Source organism: Salinibacterium sp. NSLL17 (genome assembly GCF_015864935.1).
In the GTDB taxonomy this organism is placed as follows: domain Bacteria; phylum Actinomycetota; class Actinomycetes; order Actinomycetales; family Microbacteriaceae; genus Rhodoglobus.
Window position 1 is genome coordinate 368,492 of the sequence record NZ_JADYWH010000002.1, and the last position, 21,974, is coordinate 390,465.

The following is a 21,974-nucleotide window of genomic DNA, read 5'->3' on the forward strand; positions in this document are numbered from 1 at the left end:
TTTGGCGTATCTCCATTGATCGTCTGTACTTCTGTAGGGCAGTTTCGTGCCCGGTTTCAGTAGTTCGGTTACTTCGATTCGAGTGCTGCGGGCGGGGTAACGAGCGGCACGATTTGCGGTGCTGCTTCGCGCACGGTGGATGCGGCTTCGTCATCGCGGGTGAGCGCGGCAGCAGCCACGGCATCCGCCATCTGGTGGTACACGGCAACCTCGTGAGCGGTGGTCTGCTCGTCCCAGCCGAGCAAGCTCGCTGCGATTTCAGCGACCTCAGGAACGGCGGCCATTCCCTCGTTGAGGTACTCGTAGTTCATCCGAGTGCGTCGCGTCATGAGGTCTTCGAGGTGCAAAGCGCCTTCATGCGTGATGGCGTAAGCAATTTCGGCACGAAGGTACGCGGAAGCGTGCGTGAGCGGCTTGCCCATCGTTGCGTCAGCATCCGCCATTGCAGCGATTTCGCTGATGTTTGCGCCATAGCGGTGCAGGAGGTGGTCGATCATCTGATCGCTCCAGCCGTACGTGGCGCTGAGGCCGGCGGCACTAGCGCGGGCCTCTTCGAGACCGTCAGCACCGAGAAGCGCAACACGAGCGGTGGTCGAAGGGTTAGCTTTGGCAGCCTCTTTGCCGATGGCAAAGTCGACGGCATCCTTGGCCATGACGCGGTAGGTGGTGAACTTTCCGCCGGCAATCACTGTGAGGCCGGGGATGGGCGACGCCACGGTGTGCTCGCGCGACACCTTGGCAGAGTTGGTGCCCTCCATCGTGCCGGGCTGCAGCAGGGGGCGAAGACCCGCCCAGGTGCCGATCACGTCGGTGCGGTCGATGGGGTCGGCGAGAACGGCGTTCGCTTCGGCAATGACGTAGTCAATGTCATCGGCGGTTGCTGCGGGGTTGAGCAGGTTTTCTTTCCACGGGGTGTCCGTGGTGCCGATGACCCAGTAACGCGACCACGGGATAACGAAGAGCACGCTCTTGGACGTCTGCAAGATCAGCCCAGCTTCACCCTTGATGCGTTCACGAGGAACAACAATGTGGATGCCCTTGGAGGCCAGAACCTTGAGTCCGCCGCTTTCGTGGGCGAGCTCTTGGGTCTCGCCAGTCCAGACGCCAGTGGAGTTGATGACGGCCTTGGCCCGTACCGGGAAGGTCTTTCCCGTTTCGAGGTCGACCATGACGGCGCCGTTGACGGCACCCTCATCGTTGTGAGTGATTTCGATGACCTGGGTGCGGCTAGCTGCTGCTGCGCCGTGGGCCGAAGCGGTGCGGATGACGCTGACAACGTAGCGGGCATCATCGACGTTGGCGTCCCAGTATTCGATCGCACCAACGGCAGCGTCGTGAGCGAGGCCGGGGAATCGAGCCGCGAGTTGTTTGCGCGACAGGTGGCGGTGCCACGGCACGCTGCGCTTGCCGCGAGAGTTCTTGACCGTGACGGACGCGAGGAAGTCGTAGAGGGCGATACCGGCGCCGACGAAAGCGCGCTCCCACACGTGGTGGCGCAGCGGGTAAAGGAAGGGCAGCGGACGCACGAGGTGCGGTGCCACATTGTTCAGCAGCAGATCGCGCTCGGTGAGTGCTTCGTGCACGAGCTTGAAGTCGAGCATCTGCAGGTAGCGCAGTCCACCGTGGATGAGCTTGCTGGCGCGGCTGGAGGAACCCGCGGCCCAGTCTTGGGCTTCGACAACGACGGTGTCGAGTCCACGTGTTGCGGCATCCAGAGCGATTCCGGCTCCGGTGATTCCACCACCGATAACGAGCACGTCAAGCTCGCGACCCGGCTGAGCGCTATCAACGAGGCGCTGGATGGCGCTGTCGCGGGTTGCTTGGGTGAGGGACTGTTCAGCCATGAAAAGTGCTCTTCTATCGTGTGGTGGTGGCACCGCGAGGGGCGGCTGTGAATCCTCTGAGATGATTCACATTGAGCAGCGTATTACGGTAGCCATACCAAATGACAAACTGAGCAGCACATCTGCACGAACGTGCAAGGATGGGCATTATGGAACGCGAAGAGGCAATGCTGTCGGCATCATCGATGTATTACTTGCAAGACATCAAGATGGACACCATCGCCAACCACCTGCACATGTCCCGTTCAAGCGTCTCTCGCCTGCTTCGCGACGCCCGCGAAAGTGGCCTCGTTGAGATCACCCTGCGCCCCACCCCGACGCGTGGTCCCGGCCTCGCCAAAAAGATCGAGGGCTGCTTCGGCGTCGAGACTCACGTTGTGCCGGTTGCAGACCTCGCGGATGAGGCAGAGCGACTCGACCAGGTCGCGCGCGCTACCGCCAGAATGGTGACCAGCTGGTTCGATTCCGACATGATCATGGGCGTCGCGTGGGGTACCACTTTGGCCGCAATCTCCAAGTATTTGGGCAAAAAACCCACCCGCGGAAGTGCAGTGGTCCAACTCAACGGCGCTGCCAATGTGCGCACCTCGGGAGTCGAATATGCGGGCAACCTGATCGCCAACTTCGGCGATGCTTTCGACGCTCAAGTGCACCTTTTCCCCGTGCCTGCGTTCTTCGATTACGCAGAAACGCGCAACGCAATGTGGTCGGAGCGGTCAATTGTGCGCGTGCTCGAATATCAGCGCCGTGCCGACATCGCGCTCTTCTCAATCGGCGCCATTGCGGGAGAAGTGCCCAGCCATGTCTACTCCGCCGGCTACCTCGAAGCCGGAGACATCGCCACCCTCGACAGCGAAGGCATCGTTGGCGATGTCTGCACCATTTTCTTGCGCGAAGACGGCACCTATGAAGACCTCTCTATGAACGCACGTGCAACCGGTCCCACCCCGGCCGAATTGCGCTCTATCCCCCGCCGCATCTGCGGTGTGGCGGGCGATAACAAGGTTGTACCGCTGCTCGCCGCCCTGCGCGCTGGCGTTATTACCGACCTGGTGATCGATGAACAAACCGCAACGAAACTTGTCGAACACGTTCTCGCGCTCAAGGACGACGCAGCATCCGACACAGAACTCGCGTTCCAAAACGAGCAGAGTACGCCCGGGCAGGCGCCGGCCTAACCGTCGCCGGCCGGGCTGCCACTGCGGGGATTGTTGCTGCTGTGGTCGCTACTGCTGTGGTCGCTGCAGCCGTAGTTGTTACTTGTCGACGACGTGCATGGCGCGGGCGGCATCCGTAATGCTGCCCGTCAGCGAGGGGTAAACAGAGAACGCGCGAGCCATTTGGTCGACGGTAAGACGGTGCTCTACGGCGAGCGCGATCGAGATGATTAGCTCGGAGGCATTGGGGGCAACGATGACTCCGCCAATCACCGTGCCAGAACCGGTGCGAGCGAAGAGCTTCACGAAGCCATCCTTGATGCCCATCATCTTGGCGCGCGGGTTCGATGCCAGCGGCAGCTTGTAGATCGTTCCCTGAACGAGCCCTTCTTCGATCTGCTTTTGTGACCAGCCAACCGTGGCGATTTCAGGCTGAGTAAAGATGTTGGATGCCACGTTGCGCAGTTCGATCGGCGTCACGCCGTCGCCCATCGCGTGGAATACGGCGGTGCGGCCCTGCATCGACGCCACTGAGGCGAGCGGGAAGAAATCAGAGCAGTCGCCGGCCGCGTAGATCGACGGCATTGAGGTGCGGGCAACACGGTTGACTCGGATGTGACCAGACTCGGTCAGTTGCACGCCAGCCTCTTCGAGTCCAAGACCTTCGGTATTCGGCAGCGAGCCAACGGCCATGAGGCAGTGGCTGCCTTCGACCGTTCGTCCGTCGCTGAGCGTAGCAATCACACCATCCTTGGTGGTGGTGACGGATTCGGCCCGCGACTTGGAGAGCACGGTCATGCCGTTGCGCTTGAACACGTCTTCAATCACGCGGGCAGCGTCTTCGTCTTCACCGGGCAGCACGCGGTCGCGCGAGGAGATCAGGGTGACTTTGGCGCCGAGCGCCGTGTACGCCGACGCGAATTCGGCACCGGTAACACCGGAACCGACCACGATGAGGTGTTCGGGAGTTTCGGTGAGCGTGTAGAGCTGCGTCCACGTGAGGATGCGCTTGCCATCGGGCAGTGCGGAGTCGAGCACGCGCGGGCGGGCGCCGACCGAGACAATGACGGTGTCGGCATCCACTTCGTCGAAGTCTGTTCCTGCTTTGCCCTTGCCGGTCGACACGACCAGGCGCTGCGGACCATCGAGGCGGCCTTCGCCGTGGATGATTTTCACTCCGGCCTTGATGAGTTGCGACTTCATATCGTCGGACTGTTGCTGAGCAAGGCGCATGAGGCGCGCGTTCACGGCAGCAAGGTTCACGGTGATTTCGGGGCGAACGGCACGACCGGAATCGGAGCGCGAGTAGAACTGCACGCCCAGCTCTGCGGCATCCCGAATCGCGTTGGTTGCTTCCGCAGTGGCGATGAGCGTCTTCGACGGCACCACATCAGTGAGCACAGCAGATCCGCCGACACCTTCGCGTTCAACGAGGGTCACCTCCGCGCCCAGTTGCGCGCCCGCCAGGGCTGCTTCGTAGCCACCGGGGCCACCGCCGAGTATTGCAATTCGTTGGGTGCGCTCGAACTCATAGGCCATGCGCCAATTCTCTCGCGGTTCTGCCCCATCGACAAACCGCACGCTCACCGGTGTGCGTCAGCGGAGCGTGCGGCCCGAATCACCAGCGTCGCGCGCGCCTGCCTGCTCACATTCGCGTCGAATCTACCGGTGAGTCGCAGGCACCACCGTTTAGAGTGGATGCCATGTCACAGTCGCCAACCACAAACCCCCTCGACGACCCCACCGCAGACCCGTTTGAGGTCGCGAAAGACGCCGCTGCAGCAATCGCAGCCGCGACCGGAGTCGAGAAGCACGACATTGCCCTCACCCTCGGAAGTGGGTGGGGCAAAGCCGCCGACCTGATCGGTGAAACGACGGCAACGATTGCCGCCTCCGACATCCCCGGCTTCTCCAAGCCTGCCCTCGAAGGCCATGTCGGAACCCTGCGGTCAATCCTGTTGCCGAGCGGCAAGCGCGCCCTCGTCATTGGCGCACGCACCCACTACTACGAGAACCACGGCGTTCGTCGTGTTGTCCACTCGGTGCGCACTGCTGCCGCCACCGGTGCCACGACCATGATCCTCACCAACGGCGCCGGCGGCATCAAGGAGACGTGGAAGCCCGGAACCCCCGTGCTGATCAGTGATCACCTCAACCTCACGGCAGACTCGCCGCTCGAAGGTGCGACGTTCATCGACCTCACCGACCTCTATAGCAAGCGCCTGCGCGAGATCGCCAAGTCGATCGACCCGAGCCTCGACGAGGGTGTGTACACGCAGTTCCGCGGCCCGCACTACGAGACGCCCGCTGAAGTCCAGATGGCCAAGACCATGGGTGGCCACATCGTGGGAATGTCCACGGCGCTCGAAGCGATTGCCGCGCGCCAAGCGGGCATGGAAATCCTGGGAATGTCACTCATCACGAACCTGGCTGCCGGCATCCAGTCCACTCCCCTCAGCCACGAAGAAGTAATTCAGGCGGGCAAGGATGCTGAAGTACAGATCAGTGGCCTTCTCGCCCAGATTGTGACCGCACTATGAGCACCGAAATTCTCACCACCGCCGAGCTCATCGCTGCGGCCAACGCGTGGCTAGAGCAAGACCCCGACGCCGTCACCCACACTGAGCTCGAAGCTCTAATTACGGATGCCGCCCAGGGCGACGAGACCGCTATCGCTGGCCTTCATGACCGCTTTGATTCGCGGCTCGCGTTCGGCACTGCGGGGTTGCGCGGCGAGCTGGGTGCCGGCCCCAACCGCATGAACCGGGTGTTGGTCACTCAGGCGGCTGCGGGACTTGCCGCCTACCTTCTCACCCATGAGCTCAGCCCGAGCATCGTGATCGGCTACGACGGCCGCATCAATTCTGAAGTTTTCGCTCGAGACACCGCCACCATCATGGCGGGGGCTGGTGTGCGCGCCATCCTGTTGCCGCGACTGTTGCCCACCCCGGTGCTCGCCTTTGCTGTGCGCCACCTTAACGTCAGCGCCGGCGTGATGGTCACCGCCAGCCACAACCCCGCAATCGACAACGGCTACAAGGTCTATCTGGGCGGCGATAACCACGGTTCACAAATCGTGCCGCCCGCCGACGCCGACATCGCCCACGCTATTGATCTCGTTGCGAAGGGGTCGATTGCCGACCTCCCGCGCTCCACCGATTTCGTCACCACCGACGAGGGTGTTGTCGACGAATACATTGCCCTCACGGCGGCCCTTGCCGGCCCTGTCAAGGACGTCGTTTACACCTACACGGCTATGCACGGCGTGGGTTGGGAAACCAGCAAGGCCGTCTACGAGAAGGCCGGATTCGCCGCCCCCGCCCTCGTCGAAGAACAAGCCCACCCCGACGCCGCGTTCCCCACCGTCGCCTTCCCTAACCCGGAAGAGCCAGGTGCCATGGACCTCAGCTTTGCGAAAGCACGCGAAGTAGGGGCCGATCTCGCCATTGCTCACGACCCCGACGCCGACCGCCTCGCGGTGGCAGTACCCGGTCGCGACGGCGAATGGCGTCGGCTGAGCGGAAACGAAGTGGGAATTTTGCTGGGGTGGCGCGCGGCAGAACGCGCCAACGGTCACGGCGTTCTCGCGGCATCCATTGTCTCGTCTCCGGCACTGCGTGCCATCGCTGCGGGCTACGACCTGGACTACACAGACACCCTCACGGGCTTCAAGTGGATCTCCCGTATCGATGGGCTGGTGTTCGGCTACGAAGAAGCTCTCGGCTACCTCGTTGATCCCGCCAAAGTTCGCGACAAGGATGGCATCTCGGCGTCAGTCGACTTCCTCTCGATGGCCGCCGAACTCAAGGCCGATGGCAAGACCGTGCTCGACAGGCTTGACGAGTTCGCGGCACGCTTCGGCGCTTTTGCCTCTCGCCAGGTATCGCTGCGCTTCGCCAAGATTTCAGAGATTGGCGAGACGATGACGCGCTTGCGTGCGAACGCTCCCGCCGCCGTCGGTGGTCTCACTGTGGCATCCTTCGATGACTTTGAGAACGGTGTTGACGGCTTCGCGCCCAGCAACATCATTCGCATGCAGTTCGAGGGCGGAGCACGCGTCATCGTGCGCCCCAGTGGCACAGAGCCCAAACTCAAGTTCTATGTGGATGCCTCGAGCATGTCAGGCGAGGGCGCTGAGCGTCAGGCTGCGGCCGAAGCCGTCGCGAGCCAGCTTGAAGCGGGGATGCGCGAGGTTCTCAGCTAGCACCGCAGGCGCTGCTGCCGAACGGCGGCGAGCGAAGAAACGTGGGAGGGCGTCCTCGGTTAGCCGAGGGCGTCCTCTAGTTTTTGGGCAAGTTCCGAAGTATCAAAGAGGTTCACAATCACGATGACATCGGCGTTGGTCTTGCCAATCGCCTCAACGAACTCTTGCGTCGTGAGAATAATCTGAGCATCCGCGGCGACCGTGCGAACGGTACTCACTTCAGCGGCAACGACCGTGGCTTCGAGATCAAGCGCGCGCAACGCACGTTCTGCGTTGACCTTGAGCACACCGGAACTGCCGATGCCAGCACCACAGATGGTCACGATTTTCACGACGGATTCACTCCCATGATGCGTTGGACCTCGGCAGCGGACGTTGCGGCGGCGAGCTCGTTAATCGCCGAGGAGTCATTGAAAATGTTAGCGACAGCCGCGACCGCTGCCAAGTGTGCGCCCGCCTCAGAAATAGCGAGGCCAAGCACCACCCGTACCGGATCGTTGTGGGCGTGACCGAACCGTACAGGTTCTTTGAGAGTGACAACCGAGAGCCCGTTTGCGATCACTTGGGGGCCAGGGCGAGCGTGAGCCAAAGCAAGACCGGGCGCAATAACGACGTAGGGACCGTGATCCTCGATCATGCGGATCATCTCGTCGGCATACCCCGGCTTCGCCGCGCCAGAACGCACGAGGGCTTCGCCCGACAGTCGAACAGCGGCTCGCCAATCAACCGCAAAAGCATCAATTTCAATCGCTGATTCGGGCAGCGGAGGGAGGGACATAACTACGCTTTCTCAAAACCGACGCTGATGGCCTCGGAGAGCTCTTCGCGTTCTTCAAGGGGCAAGAAGGCTGCGGCCGCAGCATTGAGCTGGAAGACCTCAAGGTCGGTGAGGTCGTAGCCAAACGCTTCCGTGAGCAACGCGAGTTCACGACTGAGAGTCGTGGCGCTCATCAGCCGGTTGTCGGTGTTGACGGTGACGCGGAATCCGAGTTGGTAGAGCAGATCGAAGGGGTGGTCGATGATTTCGTCGCCCCACTGCTCGATGGCACCGGTCTGAAGATTGGATGACGGGCTCAGTTCGAGCGCGATCTCGCGATCCTTGACCCACTGGGCCAAGTCCCCGAGCGTCACATACGTGTTCTCGTCGTCTTCGTTGGCAATCGTGATGTCTTCAGCCAGGCGAACGCCGTGCCCGAGACGAAGCGCGCGACCGTCAAAGAGGGCACTGCGGATGCTGTCGAGGCCGTCTGCTTCCCCCGCGTGCACGGTGGCAGGAATGTAGTTGTGCGCGAGCAAGTCGAACGCACCACGGAGGCGGCTCGGCGGGAATCCTGCTTCGGGACCAGCAATGTCGAAACCGATAACACCGCGGTCGCGGTGACGGATTGCCAGCTCGGCGATGTCGGTGCCGCGATCGGCTTGGCGCATGGCAGACAACAACTGCCCCACCCGGATGCTGCGGCCGCTCGAGCGCACGGCATCCACACCCTGCTCCAAGCCTTCCTGCACGGCGGTGACAACCTGATCGAGGTCGAGCCCCTTCTGCAGGTGCTGTTCCGGCGCCCAACGGATTTCACCATAAATGACACCGTCATCAGCAAGGTCTTCCACGAACTCGCGGGCGACCCGCTGGAGACCCTCGGTGGTCTGCATGACAGCGATGGTGGCGTCGAAAGTCGCGAGGTAATTCACGAGCGAGCCGGAATCGGCCTGAGTCGCAAACCATGATTTCAGCGCCTCCGAATTGTCCTCGGGGAGCGCGTAGCCGACCTCATCGGCAAGTTCGACGATGGTCTGAGGCCGCAACCCTCCATCGAGGTGATCGTGGAGGGAGACCTTGGGAAGCGCTGTAATGCTCGCGCCACCTCCGGGCATCAAAAAGTTCTCAACAGCGGCGTTCATACGTCTAAATCTACCGTGCCTCTGGCTGAAAGCGCGCTGAGGTTAACCTGAACGGCGTTACGATCCTGTGAATGCTTCCCCGCTGAGGAGAATCGAAATTTCTTTTGCGGCGGCGGACGCCAATTCTTGAACGCGGTCCACATCCACTTCGCTGAACGTTGGTGCCACGTATGGCACCGTCAGCGCGGCCACCACAGCACCACTCGCCCCGAGAATCGGCGCTACTACATCGGTGATTCCGGGGTGCAAAGTATCGGCCCGCACGACCGTGTCAGCCGTCAATGGCGATGTTGCCGAAAGCACCGAACCTGTCGCCGTCGTCGTCAAATCGAATGTTGCCCCGACGCGCACTCGAAAACCGAAGTCGGCGGGAGACTCCACCTGAGCGACGACGCGCACTTCACTGCCATCGAGCACGGCGAGGTTGCACGATTGCCGCACCTGCTCCGCGAGAACCTGCATGATGGGTTGCGCCACGCTGACCAATCCCCGAAGTGGCGGATGCCGGTGCGCGAGTTCCAAGAGTTTCATTGCCAGCGTGTAGAGCCCCGACTGCTTGTCTCGGAACACGTAGCCGCGGCGTTCGAGAGTGGAAAGAACTCGAAAAATCTGGCCAATACTGCGCCCGGTTGCTTCCGCAATTTCCGACTGGCTGAGGGCTCCCGATGTTTCGGCGAGCAGCTCGAGAATGTCGAGCCCCTTGTCGAGGGCGGGAGCGGTGTACTCGGGGGTGGTCGCCATCAGCGGTCCGCTTTCATCGCGGCGAGCATCCGCCGGGCCGCCTCGCGGTTGATGCTGTCGGGCACGGGTTGCGCACCTGGTTCGAGCGTGCCTGCCGCTGTCGCGATACGTTCAAGCGAAAGCGCTTGAAGCAGAAATCCGAGATCCATCGATTCGATCGAGTTGCCCCGAGGCTCGCGCCCCGCCAGATTGATCATGCGGCCGTCCGCGAGCAGGGTGACGTGGCGGTTTCCCGGGAGGTTAACTCGCTCGATTGCACCGTCGATCACGGTCGTGCTCGTCGCCGCATCGCGCAGAGCCAGAACGTCGATTTCCCAGTCGAAGTGACCGCAGTTCACGAGCATCGCTCCGTCTGCGACAACCTCGAAGAAGTCGGTAGTTAGAACCTGCGGATGGCCGGTAGCCGTGATGAAGACCTCGCCCCAGCCTGCCAGGTCAAAAACATTTGCCACTCGATAGCCATCGAGTGCTGCCTCAAGGGCCTTGATCTCATCGACTTCTACAACAGCGACCTTGCCGCCCAAAGCACGAAGATAGTGCGCCACACCGCGACCGCACCACCCGTAGCCAGCGACCACAAAGCGGCGCCCAGAGACCATGACGTTCGTGACACGCATAAAGCTCTCAACAACTGACTGACCTGCCGCATGCTTGTTCTCATTGATCACCGTCAGAGGGTTGTCGTCGATAACGATGATGGGAAAGCGGATGTGCGTAGCGAGTTCCTCGCGCAGACGGTAGCTTCCTGAGGTGGTTTCTTCGGTGCCGCCGACAATGCGATCGGTCTCTCCGAGCTCGACGAGACGAGCAACAATGCCGGCGCCGTTGTCGAGAATGATGTCTGGTTTCGACTCCACCACGTTTCGAATGTGTGCCTCATATTCGCACTCAGAGTCATCGCGGGCACCAAAAATTGTCATTCCCTGCGACCGCAAATAGGCAACAACATCATCCTGCGTCGACCCGAGATTGCCGGTCGCTACGATCTCCGCTCCCCCGGCCTTCAGGGTCTCGAGCAACACCGCTGTCTTCGGCTCGAGGTGCATCGCCATGCCGATGCGGTGCCCGGCGAAGGGCTTCGCTTGCTCGAACCGCTTTCGCACTTCGGCGAGCAGCGGCATACGAGATCTCACCCAGAGCAACCGGGCGGCGGCACCGTCAATAAGATCATTTGTCATATCTCAACTCTACATATATGAATGATGTTTTCATATATGCTTTTAATCATGGCTGAAAAAATTATCCTCGACTGCGACCCCGGGCACGACGACGCGATTGCGATCCTGCTCGCTCACGGTAGCCCGCACATCGAACTCCTCGGAGTCACGACCGTGATGGGCAACCAAACAATCGAGAAAGTCACTCGTAACGCTCTAGCCGTTGCCCGCGTCGCCGGCATCACCGACGTGCCCTTCGCCCGCGGAGCCCACCGCCCGCTCGTGCGCGAAGTCGAAGTAGCCGAATCCATTCACGGCGAATCCGGTCTTGACGGCCCCGTGCTCCCCGAGCCTCTTATCGAGTTGGATGCTCGTCACGCCGTCGACTTCATCATCGACACCGTTATGCAGAACGAGCCAGGCACCGTCACGCTCGTTCCAACCGGCGCGCTCACCAACCTCGCTCTTGCCGTGCGCAAGGAGCCCCGCATCGCACAGCGCGTCAAGCAAGTTGTCATGATGGGTGGCGGCGTCAACGTCGGTAACTGGAGCGCTACCGCCGAGTTCAACATTGTGATCGACCCGGAGGCCGCCCACGTCGTCGTCAACGAATCATGGCCACTCACGATGGTGGGCATTGACGTCACTCACGACGCCCTCGCCACCGACGACGTCGCCGCTGCGATCGCCGCCGTAGGCACCGCCCCCGCAGCATTCGTCGGTGAACTCCTTGAATTCTTCGGCGCTACGTACCGCGAAGCTCAAGGCTTCGAGCACCCGCCCGTGCACGACCCGTGTGCCGTCGCCTTCGTGATCGACCCCACCATCATGGACACCGTCAAGGTCCCCTTGAATGTGGAACTCACGGGACAGCTCACGCTCGGCATGACCGTCACAGACTTCCGCGCGCCGGCCCCCGCCGACTGCACGACTCAGGTCGCTCGCAACATCGACGTTCCCAAATTCTGGGACATGATCGTCGACGCCCTCGAGCGCATCGGTGACCCGAAGCTCTAGACCTCCAGCGCGCGTGCCCGGCGCTTGCGTGCACCGAGATCGATAACGCCAACAAGCATCGCGATCGAGAAGAAGAGCGTTGTGGCGAGCATCCCGGTGCCGTAAGCGTGGTGGTACAGCTCGACGGTGCTTTCGCCGCTGTTGCGTTCGTTGTACAGAGTGGAATAGAACAACGAGAGTGCAACGGCGGTTCCGATCGCCGTCCCGATTCGTTGGCCAAGCTGCCCTACGGATCCCGCTAGGCCACCCTCGACGGGCGAAATGTCGTGCAGTGTGAGGGTCTGGTTGGGCGAGACGACGAGCCCACCTCCGGTACCACCGATAATGAGGGCTGCCGCCATCATGTAGGGCGTCAGCTCCGGCGGAGTCAGAATCGCGGCGGCCATGAGGAGCCCAAGCCCCACGAGCAAGATGGCGAGGCCCACAACCACGAGCGAGCGTCCGTAGCGCTCAACCAAGATGCCGCCGCGCCACGACGACACCGCACTGGTCAACGCAAAACCGATCGTCACCATCCCCGCGAAGACGGGCTCGAGGCCAAGCCCTAGCTGCAAATACAGCGTCGTCATGAGAAACATCGCTGGCATTGCCGCGAAGTACACGGTCGCGAGCAACGTTCCGTTGCGGAACGAGCTGATGCGGAACAGCTGAAGCGGAACGAGAGGCGCCCGTCCCCCTGCTGCGTAGCGACGCTCCCACGCGACGAAAGCGGCGGCAGAAAGTACAAAGAGCACCAGCAGCCACCAGCGATTGGGGTCATCCGTCGGAGCACCCGTCGTGAAGAGGAATGGCCACATCAACGCAAGCACCGTGATTCCGAAGATCGCGATACCGACCGGGTCGAGGCTGAGGCGCTCGTAGCCTGCCTTGGAGGTGGTCGGGAGAATGCGCCACGCCAGAACGAGGGCGATGATGCCGAGGGGCACGTTCATCCAGAAGATGTAACGCCAGCCGTCTTCGGCGCCGCCGATCGCGATCATCAGCCCACCAAGGGTGGGGCCGAACGCAGTGGCGACACCGATCATCGCACCGAAAAGACCAAAAGCCCGGCCGCGCTCGGGTCCCCGAAACAGCTGCTGAATGAGGCCAATGACCTGAGGCATCTGGATGCCGGCCGCGACACCCTGCAGCAAACGGAACACCAGCAACAGGGTCGCATTCGGGGCGAGCGCACACGCGACACTGGCGAGAGTGAAGAGCGTCAGCCCCACGAGAAACAGCTTCTTGCGCGAACGCTGATCGCCAAGGCGGCCCGCGGGCACCAGCACAAGGCCAAAGGTCAGCACATAGCCCGACACAATGAGCTGCAGTTGAGTGGATGTCGCGCCGAGAGCATCCTCGATCGACGGAAGAGCCACGTTGACCTTCGAGAGGTCAAGGATCGTGATTGCGGCGACCACAACACACACCCAGAAGGCACGCCATTTAGCCGAGTGTTCGGCTTCGGTCTCGGTAGTGTGTGCGCCACCCGGTGCCGGATCAGCACTGGCGGTGGTCTCATCCGCGGTCGTCATTGAGACAACATTACGTCAGCGGATGAGACCCACCATTCAGCTTACGAAGCCAGCATGCGGGGCGGTGCGCTAGTCGATGCGCCCAGCGATCAGCGGACCGCCATCGTGGATGGTGTCCCCGGCATCACCGATGCGGTACGCGCCCTCGAGCGACTCGAGTGCGCGCTCAAAACGAGCAGGCTCGTCGGCGTGCATCGTGAACAACGGCTCGCCCTTGCGCACAGTGTCGCCCGGCTTGGCATGCAAATCGATGCCAGCGGCGTGCTGCACCGGGTCCTGCTTGCGAGCGCGACCGGCGCCCAGACGCCATGCAGCAACGCCAAATGGGAGAGCTTCTTGTTCGACGAGAACACCATCGCGCTCGGCGACAACAACGTGGCTTTCTTTCGGCTGCGGCAAGGCAGCGTCGGGGTCGCCGCCCTGAGCGGAGATCATGCCGCGCCAGGCATCCATCGCTTGGCCGTTATCGAGAGCGGCTTCCACATCCGCATCTTCGTGACCAACCTGAGCCAACATTTCGCGGGCGAGCGCTACCGTCAGCGCGCGCACATCAGCGGGGCCGCCACCGGCGAGAACCTCAACCGATTCGCGTACCTCATTAGCGTTTCCGATGGTGAGACCGAGGGGAACATTCATGTTGGTGAGCAACGCGACAGTCTTGACTCCCGCATCCTTACCTAGGCGAACCATGGTTTCAGCGAGCTCGCGACTGCGGTCGGCATCCTTCATGAAGGCGCCGGAGCCGAACTTAACATCGAGCACGAGGGCCGACGTTCCTTCCGCGATCTTCTTGCTCATGATTGAGGATGCGATCAGTGGAATAGCTTCGACAGTTCCGGTGATGTCGCGAAGGGCATACAACTTCTTGTCGGCCGGAGCGAGCCCTGAACCGGCAGCACAGATCACTCCGCCAACGCCGCGCAGCTGGGCGTAGAACTCTTCGTTACTGAGGTCAGCACGCCAGCCGGGGATGCTCTCGAGCTTGTCGAGCGTGCCACCCGTGTGGCCAAGACCGCGGCCCGAAAGCTGCGGCACGGCGACGCCGAAGGAGGCGACGAGCGGGGCGAGCGGCAAGGTGATCTTGTCACCAACGCCACCGGTCGAGTGCTTGTCGGTCGTGGGCTTGCCCAGTCCTTCAAAGCTCAGCGTCTCGCCGCTGGCGATCATAGCCAGGGTGAGGTCGCGGATTTCTTCGCGCTCCATGCCGTTGATGAAGATGGCCATTGTCATGGCAGCCATCTGCTCGTCGCCGACATAACCGCGAGTGTAGGCATCCACGAGCCAGTTGATCTGGTCGGTGCTGAGCACACCCTTGTCACGCTTGGTGTGGATGAGGTCCACGGCATCGAAACGTTCGACCTGCTTGGCTTCTGCGCTGTTATTCACTGCGGTACTCCTCAAGAGTGCGTGGCCCGAACGCGTCGGGGATCACTTCGTCAATCGTTTTGATGCCAGAAACGGTGTCGAGCAACATGCCTTCAGCGGAGTGCTCGAACAACAGTTGGCGGCAGCGCCCGCACGGCATGAGGGCGTTGCCTTTGCCATCGACGCACGTGAAGGCAACGAGCTTTCCGCCGCCTGTCATGTGCAGGGCAGAGATCAGAGAACACTCTCCACACAGGGTGAGGCCGTAGGAGGCGTTCTCGACGTTCGCACCCGAAATCACCCGGCCGTCGTCGACAATTGCGGCGACGCCGACCGGGAACTTCGAATAGGGAACGTAGGCGTGGGTCAGGGCGTCTGTGGCGACGAGCCTCAGCGCATCCCAGTCAATAGATTGCGGCTCGATCGTCATAGCGTTACCCCTTTATGTATGGTGTTCCGGATGCTGCTGGTGGCCGAGACTTTCCGACCAGACCGGCGACGGCAATGATTGTCACGACGTACGGCAGCATGAGCATGAACTCGCTCGGAACCGGCGAACCCACCACGCTCAGAGCGTTCTGCAGGTTGCTGGCGAAGCCGAAGAGCAGCGCCGCGAGCGTTGCCTTGATCGGGTCCCAGCGACCAAAGATCACGGCGGCGAGAGCGATAAAGCCGGCGCCCGCAGTGACGTCCTTGCCGAACTGGCCTGTCTGGCTCAGCGTGATGAATGCTCCACCGAGACCGGCGATCGCGCCGGCAAGGGCGACGTTCCAGAAACGGGTAAGAGTCACGTTGATGCCGACGGTGTCGGCGGCCTTGGGGTGCTCACCGACGGCGCGCAGACGCAGTCCCCAGCGAGTGCGGTACAGCGCGAACGCAACGGCGGCCACGATGACGTACAGCAAGTAGACGATCAGCGTCTGCTGGAACAGCACCGGGCCGATGATCGGGATGCCGCTCAGCAGCGGAATTGCCAGCGTCGAGAACCCTTCCGGGTTGTTCAACTGCTCGGGGTTGTCCGTAAGCCAAGTCGAGTACAGGAATCCGGTGAGACCAGAAACCAGAACGTTGATGACAACACCGACGATGATCTGATTGACGAGGTACTTGATCGCGAAGACCGAGAGCAAGAACGACACGAGCATTCCGGCGACAGCTGCCGCGAAGAGTCCCGCGAAGGCGGAGCCCGTGAGGGTTCCGACGACGGCGGAAACAAACGCACCGGCTAGCAGTTGGGCTTCGATCGCGATGTTGACGACACCGACGCGCTCGGAGATTACGCCACCGAGAGCACCGAATATGAGCGGAACGGCAAGCACGAGAGAACCGGCAAGCAGTTCAGGAACGCGAAGCGTCTCATCGGCAGCAGCCCAGGTGAGGAAGCCGGTGAGAGCGAGAATCGCACCCACGATGGGAATCCACTTAGGCACTGCGCGATCCTGCGAGATCATGAATGCCGAGCCGACCGCGATGAGCGCGGTCAGGATCGTCACGACAACGCCGGTCGCAAGCGCAGGCAAGTGAATAACCGGCAGTTGGAACAGGTCGGACCCCGTTGAGAGGTTGAACCCGGTGGGGGCGTCCTCAGCGAAGCCAACGAAGAGCACGCCAGAGATCAGCGAGACAATCGCGAATGCGATCGGGAGCTTCCAGCTACGACGATCGATCTTCGATCCTGCGTGGCTTTTGCCTTCAGAAGTTTTGGTGAAAGTCATTAGCTGACCACCTTCTTTGCGCGAGCGCCGGGTTGCGGCAGTCGGAACACAGCCCTCACGAGCGGCGGAGCTGCGATAAACAGAACGATGAGGGACTGAACAACGAGAACGATGTCAATCGGGATGCCCTGCGAAGCCTGCATGGTGAACCCGCCCGCTTTGAAAGCACCAAAGAGGAGGCCGGCAGCGAAGGTTCCCCACGGGGTGGAACGCCCGAGGAGAGCAACGGTGATGGCGTCGAAGCCGATTCCCGCATCGACCCCGGAGGTGAATCCGCTCGTGGTCGTTCCGAGCACCTCGGTGCTCGCAGCGAGACCAGCGTAGCCACCCGCGATGAGCATGACGTAGATGTAGATGCGCTCCACCTTGACACCGGCGACGCGAGCCGCGTGAGGGTTGAGGCCCACAGCGCGGAACTTGAAACCGAGGCTTGAGCGGTCAATGAGCCACCAAGCCACAACGGTAGCCGCAACCACGAGGACGAAGCCCCAGTGCAGTTTGAAGCCGTCACCAAAGATGGGCTGCAGAACGGCGCTTTCTGCTGCTGGCGGTGTCTTCGGGTTGTTGGAACCTGGGTTCTTGAGCAGATCAGTGCGCAGCAAGAAGCTGATCAGGTAGTAGGCAACGTAGTTGAGCATGATCGTGACGATCACCTCGTGAGCACCGGTGCGCGCTTTCAAGAGACCAGCAATCGCACCCCAGAGGGCACCACCGATGATTCCCATGATCACAGCAACGGTGACGTGGATGACGATGGGCAGATCCCACGCGAAGCTCGCGTAGCCGGCGAATGCTGCACCGACGATGATCTGGCCGCGGCCACCGATGTTGAACAGACCAACACGGAAGGCGATCGCGACACCGAGCCCGGCGGCAATCAGCGGCGTTGCGAAGACCAAGGTCTGCGTTAGCGGCTTGATGGCCGAAAGGAAGTCATCGCGACGGAAGTCGTAGATCGATCCTTGGAACAGTGCGAGGTAAGCACCGCCGACAGCGGAGCCGATGGCCGCGAAGAGGTCACCGGGACGAGCGAAGAAGTAGCCGGCTGCATCTTGCACATCGGAATCGGTGAATGCGATGAGCACTCCACCAATCAGGATCGCCAAGACGACGGCGAGCAGCGAAAGCAGCGCGTTACCCGACGCGATTTCGCGGAACGCGTTCGTCCAGCGGACAGTGTCCTGGTTCGTTTCCGAGGTCGTGGCAGTCTCTGTCACGGCCGCTTCTTCGGCTTTCAGGTCTTCAGGCTTCTGGTCTTCAGGTTTCTGTGGTGTTGGCTCGCTCATGCTGCCTCCTCCGTAATGCGTTCGCCAGCCATCATGAGGCCGAGTTTTTCGCGCGGGGTATCCGCAGGCACGATTCCAACAATTTGTCCCTTGTACATGACCGCGATGCGGTCTGCGAGGGAAACGACTTCGTCGAGTTCAGTCGAGACGACGATCACGGGAACTCCGCGATCACGCACTCGAACAATCTGCTCGTGAACAAACTCGATAGAACCAACGTCGAGTCCACGAGTCGGCTGCGAGACGACCAACAACGACAGCTCGCGGCTGAGTTCTCGAGCCAACACAACCTTCTGCTGGTTACCGCCCGAGAGCTTCGAGACGAGCTCGCCGATGCTCTGAGCGCGGATGTCGTATTCCTCAAGCTTCTCGGTCGCGAACTCGGTGAGCACGTCCGTTTGCAACGTGGCGTACTTGACGAACGGTTCTCCGTCACTGCGGTCGAGCATCAAGTTTTCGGCCACCGAGAAGGCACCAACGAGACCATCGAGAGTGCGGTCTTCCGGGACATAACCAACGCCAGCATCGAGGATTTGGCGCGCGTTGAGGCCGAGCAATTCGGTGCCGTTCAACGTAATTGAACCCGATGCTCGCTCTTGCATGCCGAGCAGCGCTTCGGCCAGTTCAGTTTGACCGTTGCCCTGCACTCCCGCGATGGCGAGAATCTCGCCACCCCGAATCGTGACGCTGAGGTCTGTGACTGCGCGGTGCCCAAGTTCATCAGCGATCGACAGCTTGTCGATCACGAGAGAGTTGTCGGTGAGCTGCGCCGGAGCCTTGTCGATCGTGAGGTCGACAGCACGGCCGACCATGAGCGATGCCAGTTCTTCCTTGTTCGCACTCGGGTCTGCTTCGCCAACAACTTTTCCTAGGCGGATGACGGTGATGCGGTCCGCTACTTCGCGAACTTCACGCAGCTTGTGCGTGATGAAAACAATGGAGGTGCCTTCGGACTTGAGCTGGCGCATGATGGCCATAAACTCGTCAGTCTCTTGAGGCGTCAGTACCGCGGTCGGCTCATCGAAGACCAGGATCTTGGCTTCACGCGAGAGCGCCTTGACGATCTCCACACGCTGCTGCACGCCAACCGGCAAATCCTCGACGAGAGCGTCGGGATCGATGTCGAAACCGAAGCGAGCGGAAATGTCACGCACGAGCGTGCGGGCGGCTTCGAGGTTGAGGAGCCCGGGACCGTAGACCTCTTCGTGGCCTAGAGCCACGTTTTCTGCGACGGTGAACACGGGGATCAGCATGAAGTGTTGGTGGACCATGCCGATACCGGAGCGCATCGCGTCTCCTGGTCCAGCGAAGTGGCGCACCTCGTCATCGATGAGAATTTCGCCCTCCTCAGCCTGATACAGGCCGTAGAGCACATTCATCAACGTTGACTTACCCGCGCCATTCTCGCCGAGGAGGCAGTGAATCTCGCCCTCTTCGACCGTGAGATCAATATGGTCATTCGCGATTAGGTCACCGAAGCGCTTGGTAATACCTCGCAGCTCAAGCTTCACAATCTCTCCTCAGTACTGTGACGGGCATCATCGCCGTCGTCGGGTTTCACAAGAATAGCCTCAGAGGACTAGTCCAAAACGAAGGGGGCTGACCCTCAGGCCAGCCCCCTCAGTTCTATCTAATTAGTTCAGGTACGACGTTACGGCGATGTCGCCGGAAATGATGCCGTCCTTGACGGTGACGAGCTCAGCTTCGAGCCCTCCGTCAACCATCGACTCGAAGTCGTGGAACGGCGAGATGCCAACTCCACCGTTTTCGAGGGTTCCGATGTACGGCGTGGTGTCGAGCGAACCGGTCGAAGCCTCGTTGACGACGTCTTCAACTGCAACGCCGATCTGCTTGAGGATCGAGGTGAGGAACAAGTCCGCAGCTGCGGTCTCGGTCTCGGTCAGGTCAGCGTCTACACCGATCATGGCGATGTCCTTGCCGGAGTCGCGGATTGCCTCAACCGCGCTCTGGAAGATGGGTCCACCAGCAGGAAGCAGAACGTCTGCACCCTGGTCGATCAGGTTCTGAGCTGCTGCACGCGAGTCGGTTCCCGGAGCGAAGGTACCGATGAAGGTTCCGTCCTGTGCTGCGATGTCCCAACCACGAACGGTGACGTCGGTGCCCTTTTCGGAGTTGTAGTACTCAACACCCTGAGCGGTTCCGTCGAGGAAGATCGAAACGGTGGGGAAGTTCATTCCGCCGTACATTCCGATAACACCGGTCTTGGAGTAGCTAGCGGCAGCGTAACCCGCGAGGAATGCAGCACCAGCGGTGTCGAAGAGGATCGGCTTGATGTTCGGAGCGTCGATGGTGCCATCGAAGTCGTTGTCTGCCGCGTCATCGACAATTGCGAAGTCGATGTCGGGGTTCGCGAGAGCGAACTCAACGGTGGCTGCGGAGAGGTTGAATCCGACGGTGACGATCAGGTCGCAACCCTCAGCTACGAGGCTTTCGATGTTGGGTGCGTAGTCTGCATCGCTGGTCGATTCGACAGCGTTGAATTCAACACCGAGTTCGTTGGCTGCCTTTTCGATACCTTCGTAACCGAGCTGGTTGAACGACTTGTCGTCGAATCCGCCCGAGTCAGAAACCATGCAGGGAAGGTAGTCAAGCGCTTCGCCCGATCCGGCGTCGGTCTCTTCGGGTGCTGATGCGCAACCGGCGAGTACGAGTGCGCTGGTGGCAACGAGCGCCATGCCGCTGAGTGCGCGGCCGTGAGTGCTGATTCTCAAGGTGTCCTCCAAGATGCTGTCCGACAGAAATTGTCGAAACATAGTGAACCTACGCTACCGAAGAATCAAGGAATGCATTGTGCGAATATGAGCGCCGAAGCCGAATGGTTACAAACGCGAAATACGGTTGTCACAACACATCATTACGTCCGGAGACTTTTAGAGCATCCACTACAGATTTTACTCTCTGAGCGTTCGCAGTTGTAGTAACCAGCAAAGCATCGGGGGTATCGACCACGACAATGTCGTTTACCCCAATTAGGGAAATAAGCCGGTCAGTCTGACTAATCACCACACCCGTGGACTTATCGGCTAGAACGCGAGCATTTTCGCCGAGGATCGCGAGGTCTGATTTGCGCCCACCCGAGTGCAACTTGGCGATCGAGGCGAAGTCGCCGACGTCATCCCAATCGAAGTCTCCGGGGATCACGACGAGGCGCCCTTCTTCGGCAGCAGGTTCGGCCACCGTGTAGTCAATGGCGATCTTGGCGAGGTGCGGCCAGACGGCGTCGACGACGGCGCCGCGTTCTGGGGTGTCCCACACTTCAGCGAGCTCGGTGAGGCCAGCCAATAGTTCGGGTTCGGCTTTGCCCAGTTGTTCGAGAAGCACGTCGGCACGCGAAATAAACATGCCGCCGTTCCAGAGGTAGTCGCCGCTGGCCACGTAGGCCTGGGCTGTCTCGAAATCAGGCTTTTCAACGAACGACTTCGCCATGACAGCGCTGGGAGCGTCGTCGATCTCAAGCGGATCGCCGCAGTGAATGTAGCCAAACCCAATAGCGGGCTCGGTGGGCGTGATTCCAATGGCAGCGATGTAGCCAGCATTGGCCACGGCGATCGACTCGCGCACGCTGCGCCTGAATCCGCGGATGTCGCGAATCACATGGTCAGCAGCAAACGATCCAATGATGACGTTGGGGTCGCGTTTGAGCAGGATCGCGGCCGCAAGCCCGATCGCTGCAGAGGAGTCTTTTGGCTCGCTCTCGAGCACAACGTTGGGGTCGCTGAGTTCGGGCAGCTGCTTTTCTACGGCGGCACGGTGCGCGCGCCCGGTCACGACCATAATGCGGTCGGTGCCAGAGATCGGCGCAAGGCGATCCCAGGTGTCCCGCAGCAAGGTCTGGCCTGATCCGGTGAGGTCGTGCAAGAACTTGGGGGCGTCGGCCCGCGACAGCGGCCATAGCCGTGACCCGATACCGCCGGCGGGGATCACGCTATAGAAGTTGTCGAACGGGGCCTGATGTTGGCTCATGCCTCCACCTTAGACTTCAGCACCCGTTAACTCGCCGGTTGTCTGCACCTTCTACTGTCAGGGTCACGACAACCGATTGAGGTGCTGA

At 61.1% G+C, this 21,974-nt stretch carries 19 protein-coding genes; 4 read left to right on the forward strand and 15 right to left on the reverse strand.

All coding sequences use genetic code 11. From position 1 onward, the window contains the following. Window positions 1–68: 68 nt before the first annotated feature. Window positions 69–1,844 carry a glycerol-3-phosphate dehydrogenase/oxidase gene (locus I6E51_RS11380; RefSeq protein ID WP_197107752.1) on the reverse strand — a complete coding sequence of 592 codons (1,776 nt, stop codon included), beginning with the start codon at window positions 1,842–1,844 and terminating at the stop codon, window positions 69–71. 149 nt (window positions 1,845–1,993) lie between these two features. Here I6E51_RS11380 and I6E51_RS11385 point away from each other — a divergent pair, with 149 nt between their 5' ends. Beyond that, on the forward strand, window positions 1,994–3,022 hold the full coding sequence (locus I6E51_RS11385) for a sugar-binding transcriptional regulator (RefSeq protein ID WP_197110380.1): 1,029 nt from the start codon (window positions 1,994–1,996) through the stop codon (window positions 3,020–3,022). Window positions 3,023–3,100: 78 nt separating this feature from the next. Here I6E51_RS11385 and I6E51_RS11390 read toward each other — a convergent pair whose 3' ends face one another. Then, window positions 3,101–4,540, reverse strand: coding sequence for an NAD(P)H-quinone dehydrogenase (locus I6E51_RS11390; RefSeq protein WP_197107756.1), 1,440 nt, complete (start codon window positions 4,538–4,540; stop codon window positions 3,101–3,103). Between the two features lie 164 nt (window positions 4,541–4,704). Between I6E51_RS11390 and I6E51_RS11395 the strand changes: the two genes are divergently transcribed. After that, a complete protein-coding gene (locus tag I6E51_RS11395; protein ID WP_197107758.1) occupies window positions 4,705–5,541 on the forward strand; it encodes a purine-nucleoside phosphorylase in 837 nt (278 codons plus the stop codon). Further along, the gene (locus tag I6E51_RS11400) at window positions 5,538–7,205 is read left to right on the forward strand and encodes a phospho-sugar mutase (protein WP_197110381.1); all 1,668 of its coding nucleotides are present in this window, start codon (window positions 5,538–5,540) and stop codon (window positions 7,203–7,205) included. Before I6E51_RS11395 ends, I6E51_RS11400 begins: the two co-directional genes overlap by 4 nt. A 59-nt stretch (window positions 7,206–7,264) precedes the next feature. On the opposite strand, the gene I6E51_RS11405 is transcribed toward I6E51_RS11400, so the two are convergent. Genes I6E51_RS11405 through I6E51_RS11425 form a run of 5 tightly spaced genes read right to left on the reverse strand, consistent with a single transcriptional unit; the run spans window position 7,265 to window position 11,026 of the window. After that, window positions 7,265–7,537: a PTS sugar transporter subunit IIB gene (locus I6E51_RS11405; protein WP_197107762.1), complete on the reverse strand. Its 273-nt coding sequence runs from the start codon at window positions 7,535–7,537 to the stop codon at window positions 7,265–7,267. Beyond that, window positions 7,534–7,983, reverse strand: a complete 450-nt coding sequence (locus I6E51_RS11410; protein WP_197107763.1) for a PTS sugar transporter subunit IIA — start codon at window positions 7,981–7,983, stop codon at window positions 7,534–7,536. The genes I6E51_RS11405 and I6E51_RS11410 overlap by 4 nt, the downstream gene beginning before the upstream one ends. A gap of 2 nt (window positions 7,984–7,985) precedes the next feature. Next, window positions 7,986–9,107, reverse strand: a complete 1,122-nt coding sequence (locus I6E51_RS11415) for an adenosine deaminase (RefSeq protein WP_197107765.1) — start codon at window positions 9,105–9,107, stop codon at window positions 7,986–7,988. Between the two features lie 57 nt (window positions 9,108–9,164). Further along, window positions 9,165–9,848 (reverse strand): IclR family transcriptional regulator, encoded by a 684-nt coding sequence (locus I6E51_RS11420; RefSeq protein WP_197110382.1) that lies wholly within the window; start codon window positions 9,846–9,848, stop codon window positions 9,165–9,167. Beyond that, window positions 9,848–11,026 carry an adenosylhomocysteinase gene (locus I6E51_RS11425; RefSeq protein WP_197107769.1) on the reverse strand — a complete coding sequence of 393 codons (1,179 nt, stop codon included), beginning with the start codon at window positions 11,024–11,026 and terminating at the stop codon, window positions 9,848–9,850. The genes I6E51_RS11420 and I6E51_RS11425 overlap by 1 nt, the downstream gene beginning before the upstream one ends. Before the next feature lie 48 nt (window positions 11,027–11,074). Here I6E51_RS11425 and I6E51_RS11430 point away from each other — a divergent pair, with 48 nt between their 5' ends. After that, window positions 11,075–12,022: a nucleoside hydrolase gene (locus I6E51_RS11430; RefSeq protein ID WP_197110383.1), complete on the forward strand. Its 948-nt coding sequence runs from the start codon at window positions 11,075–11,077 to the stop codon at window positions 12,020–12,022. Here I6E51_RS11430 and I6E51_RS11435 read toward each other — a convergent pair. The 8 genes from I6E51_RS11435 to I6E51_RS11470 all read right to left on the reverse strand — a co-directional run bounded on the left by I6E51_RS11435 (window position 12,019) and on the right by I6E51_RS11470 (window position 21,886). After that, window positions 12,019–13,536: an MFS transporter gene (locus I6E51_RS11435; protein ID WP_197110384.1), complete on the reverse strand. Its 1,518-nt coding sequence runs from the start codon at window positions 13,534–13,536 to the stop codon at window positions 12,019–12,021. The two genes, I6E51_RS11430 and I6E51_RS11435, sit on opposite strands and share 4 nt — an antisense overlap. A 69-nt stretch (window positions 13,537–13,605) precedes the next feature. Next, window positions 13,606–14,922, reverse strand: a complete 1,317-nt coding sequence (locus I6E51_RS11440; RefSeq protein WP_197107775.1) for a thymidine phosphorylase — start codon at window positions 14,920–14,922, stop codon at window positions 13,606–13,608. Further along, entirely contained in the window at window positions 14,915–15,331 is a 417-nt protein-coding gene (locus I6E51_RS11445; RefSeq protein WP_197107777.1) for a cytidine deaminase, read from the reverse strand. Before I6E51_RS11445 ends, I6E51_RS11440 begins: the two co-directional genes overlap by 8 nt. A 4-nt stretch (window positions 15,332–15,335) precedes the next feature. Continuing rightward, the gene (locus I6E51_RS11450; RefSeq protein ID WP_197107779.1) at window positions 15,336–16,616 is read right to left on the reverse strand and encodes an ABC transporter permease; all 1,281 of its coding nucleotides are present in this window, start codon (window positions 16,614–16,616) and stop codon (window positions 15,336–15,338) included. Further along, complete coding sequence (locus tag I6E51_RS11455) at window positions 16,616–17,902, reverse strand: ABC transporter permease (RefSeq protein ID WP_197107781.1); 1,287 nt, start codon at window positions 17,900–17,902, stop codon at window positions 16,616–16,618. Before I6E51_RS11455 ends, I6E51_RS11450 begins: the two co-directional genes overlap by 1 nt. After that, window positions 17,899–19,413 (reverse strand): ABC transporter ATP-binding protein, encoded by a 1,515-nt coding sequence (locus I6E51_RS11460; protein ID WP_197107783.1) that lies wholly within the window; start codon window positions 19,411–19,413, stop codon window positions 17,899–17,901. The genes I6E51_RS11455 and I6E51_RS11460 overlap by 4 nt, the downstream gene beginning before the upstream one ends. 123 nt (window positions 19,414–19,536) lie before the next feature. Next, window positions 19,537–20,676, reverse strand: a complete 1,140-nt coding sequence (locus I6E51_RS11465) for a BMP family protein (RefSeq protein WP_197107785.1) — start codon at window positions 20,674–20,676, stop codon at window positions 19,537–19,539. A gap of 88 nt (window positions 20,677–20,764) precedes the next feature. Then, window positions 20,765–21,886, reverse strand: coding sequence for a mannose-1-phosphate guanylyltransferase (locus I6E51_RS11470; protein WP_197107787.1), 1,122 nt, complete (start codon window positions 21,884–21,886; stop codon window positions 20,765–20,767). Window positions 21,887–21,974 lie beyond the last annotated feature (88 nt).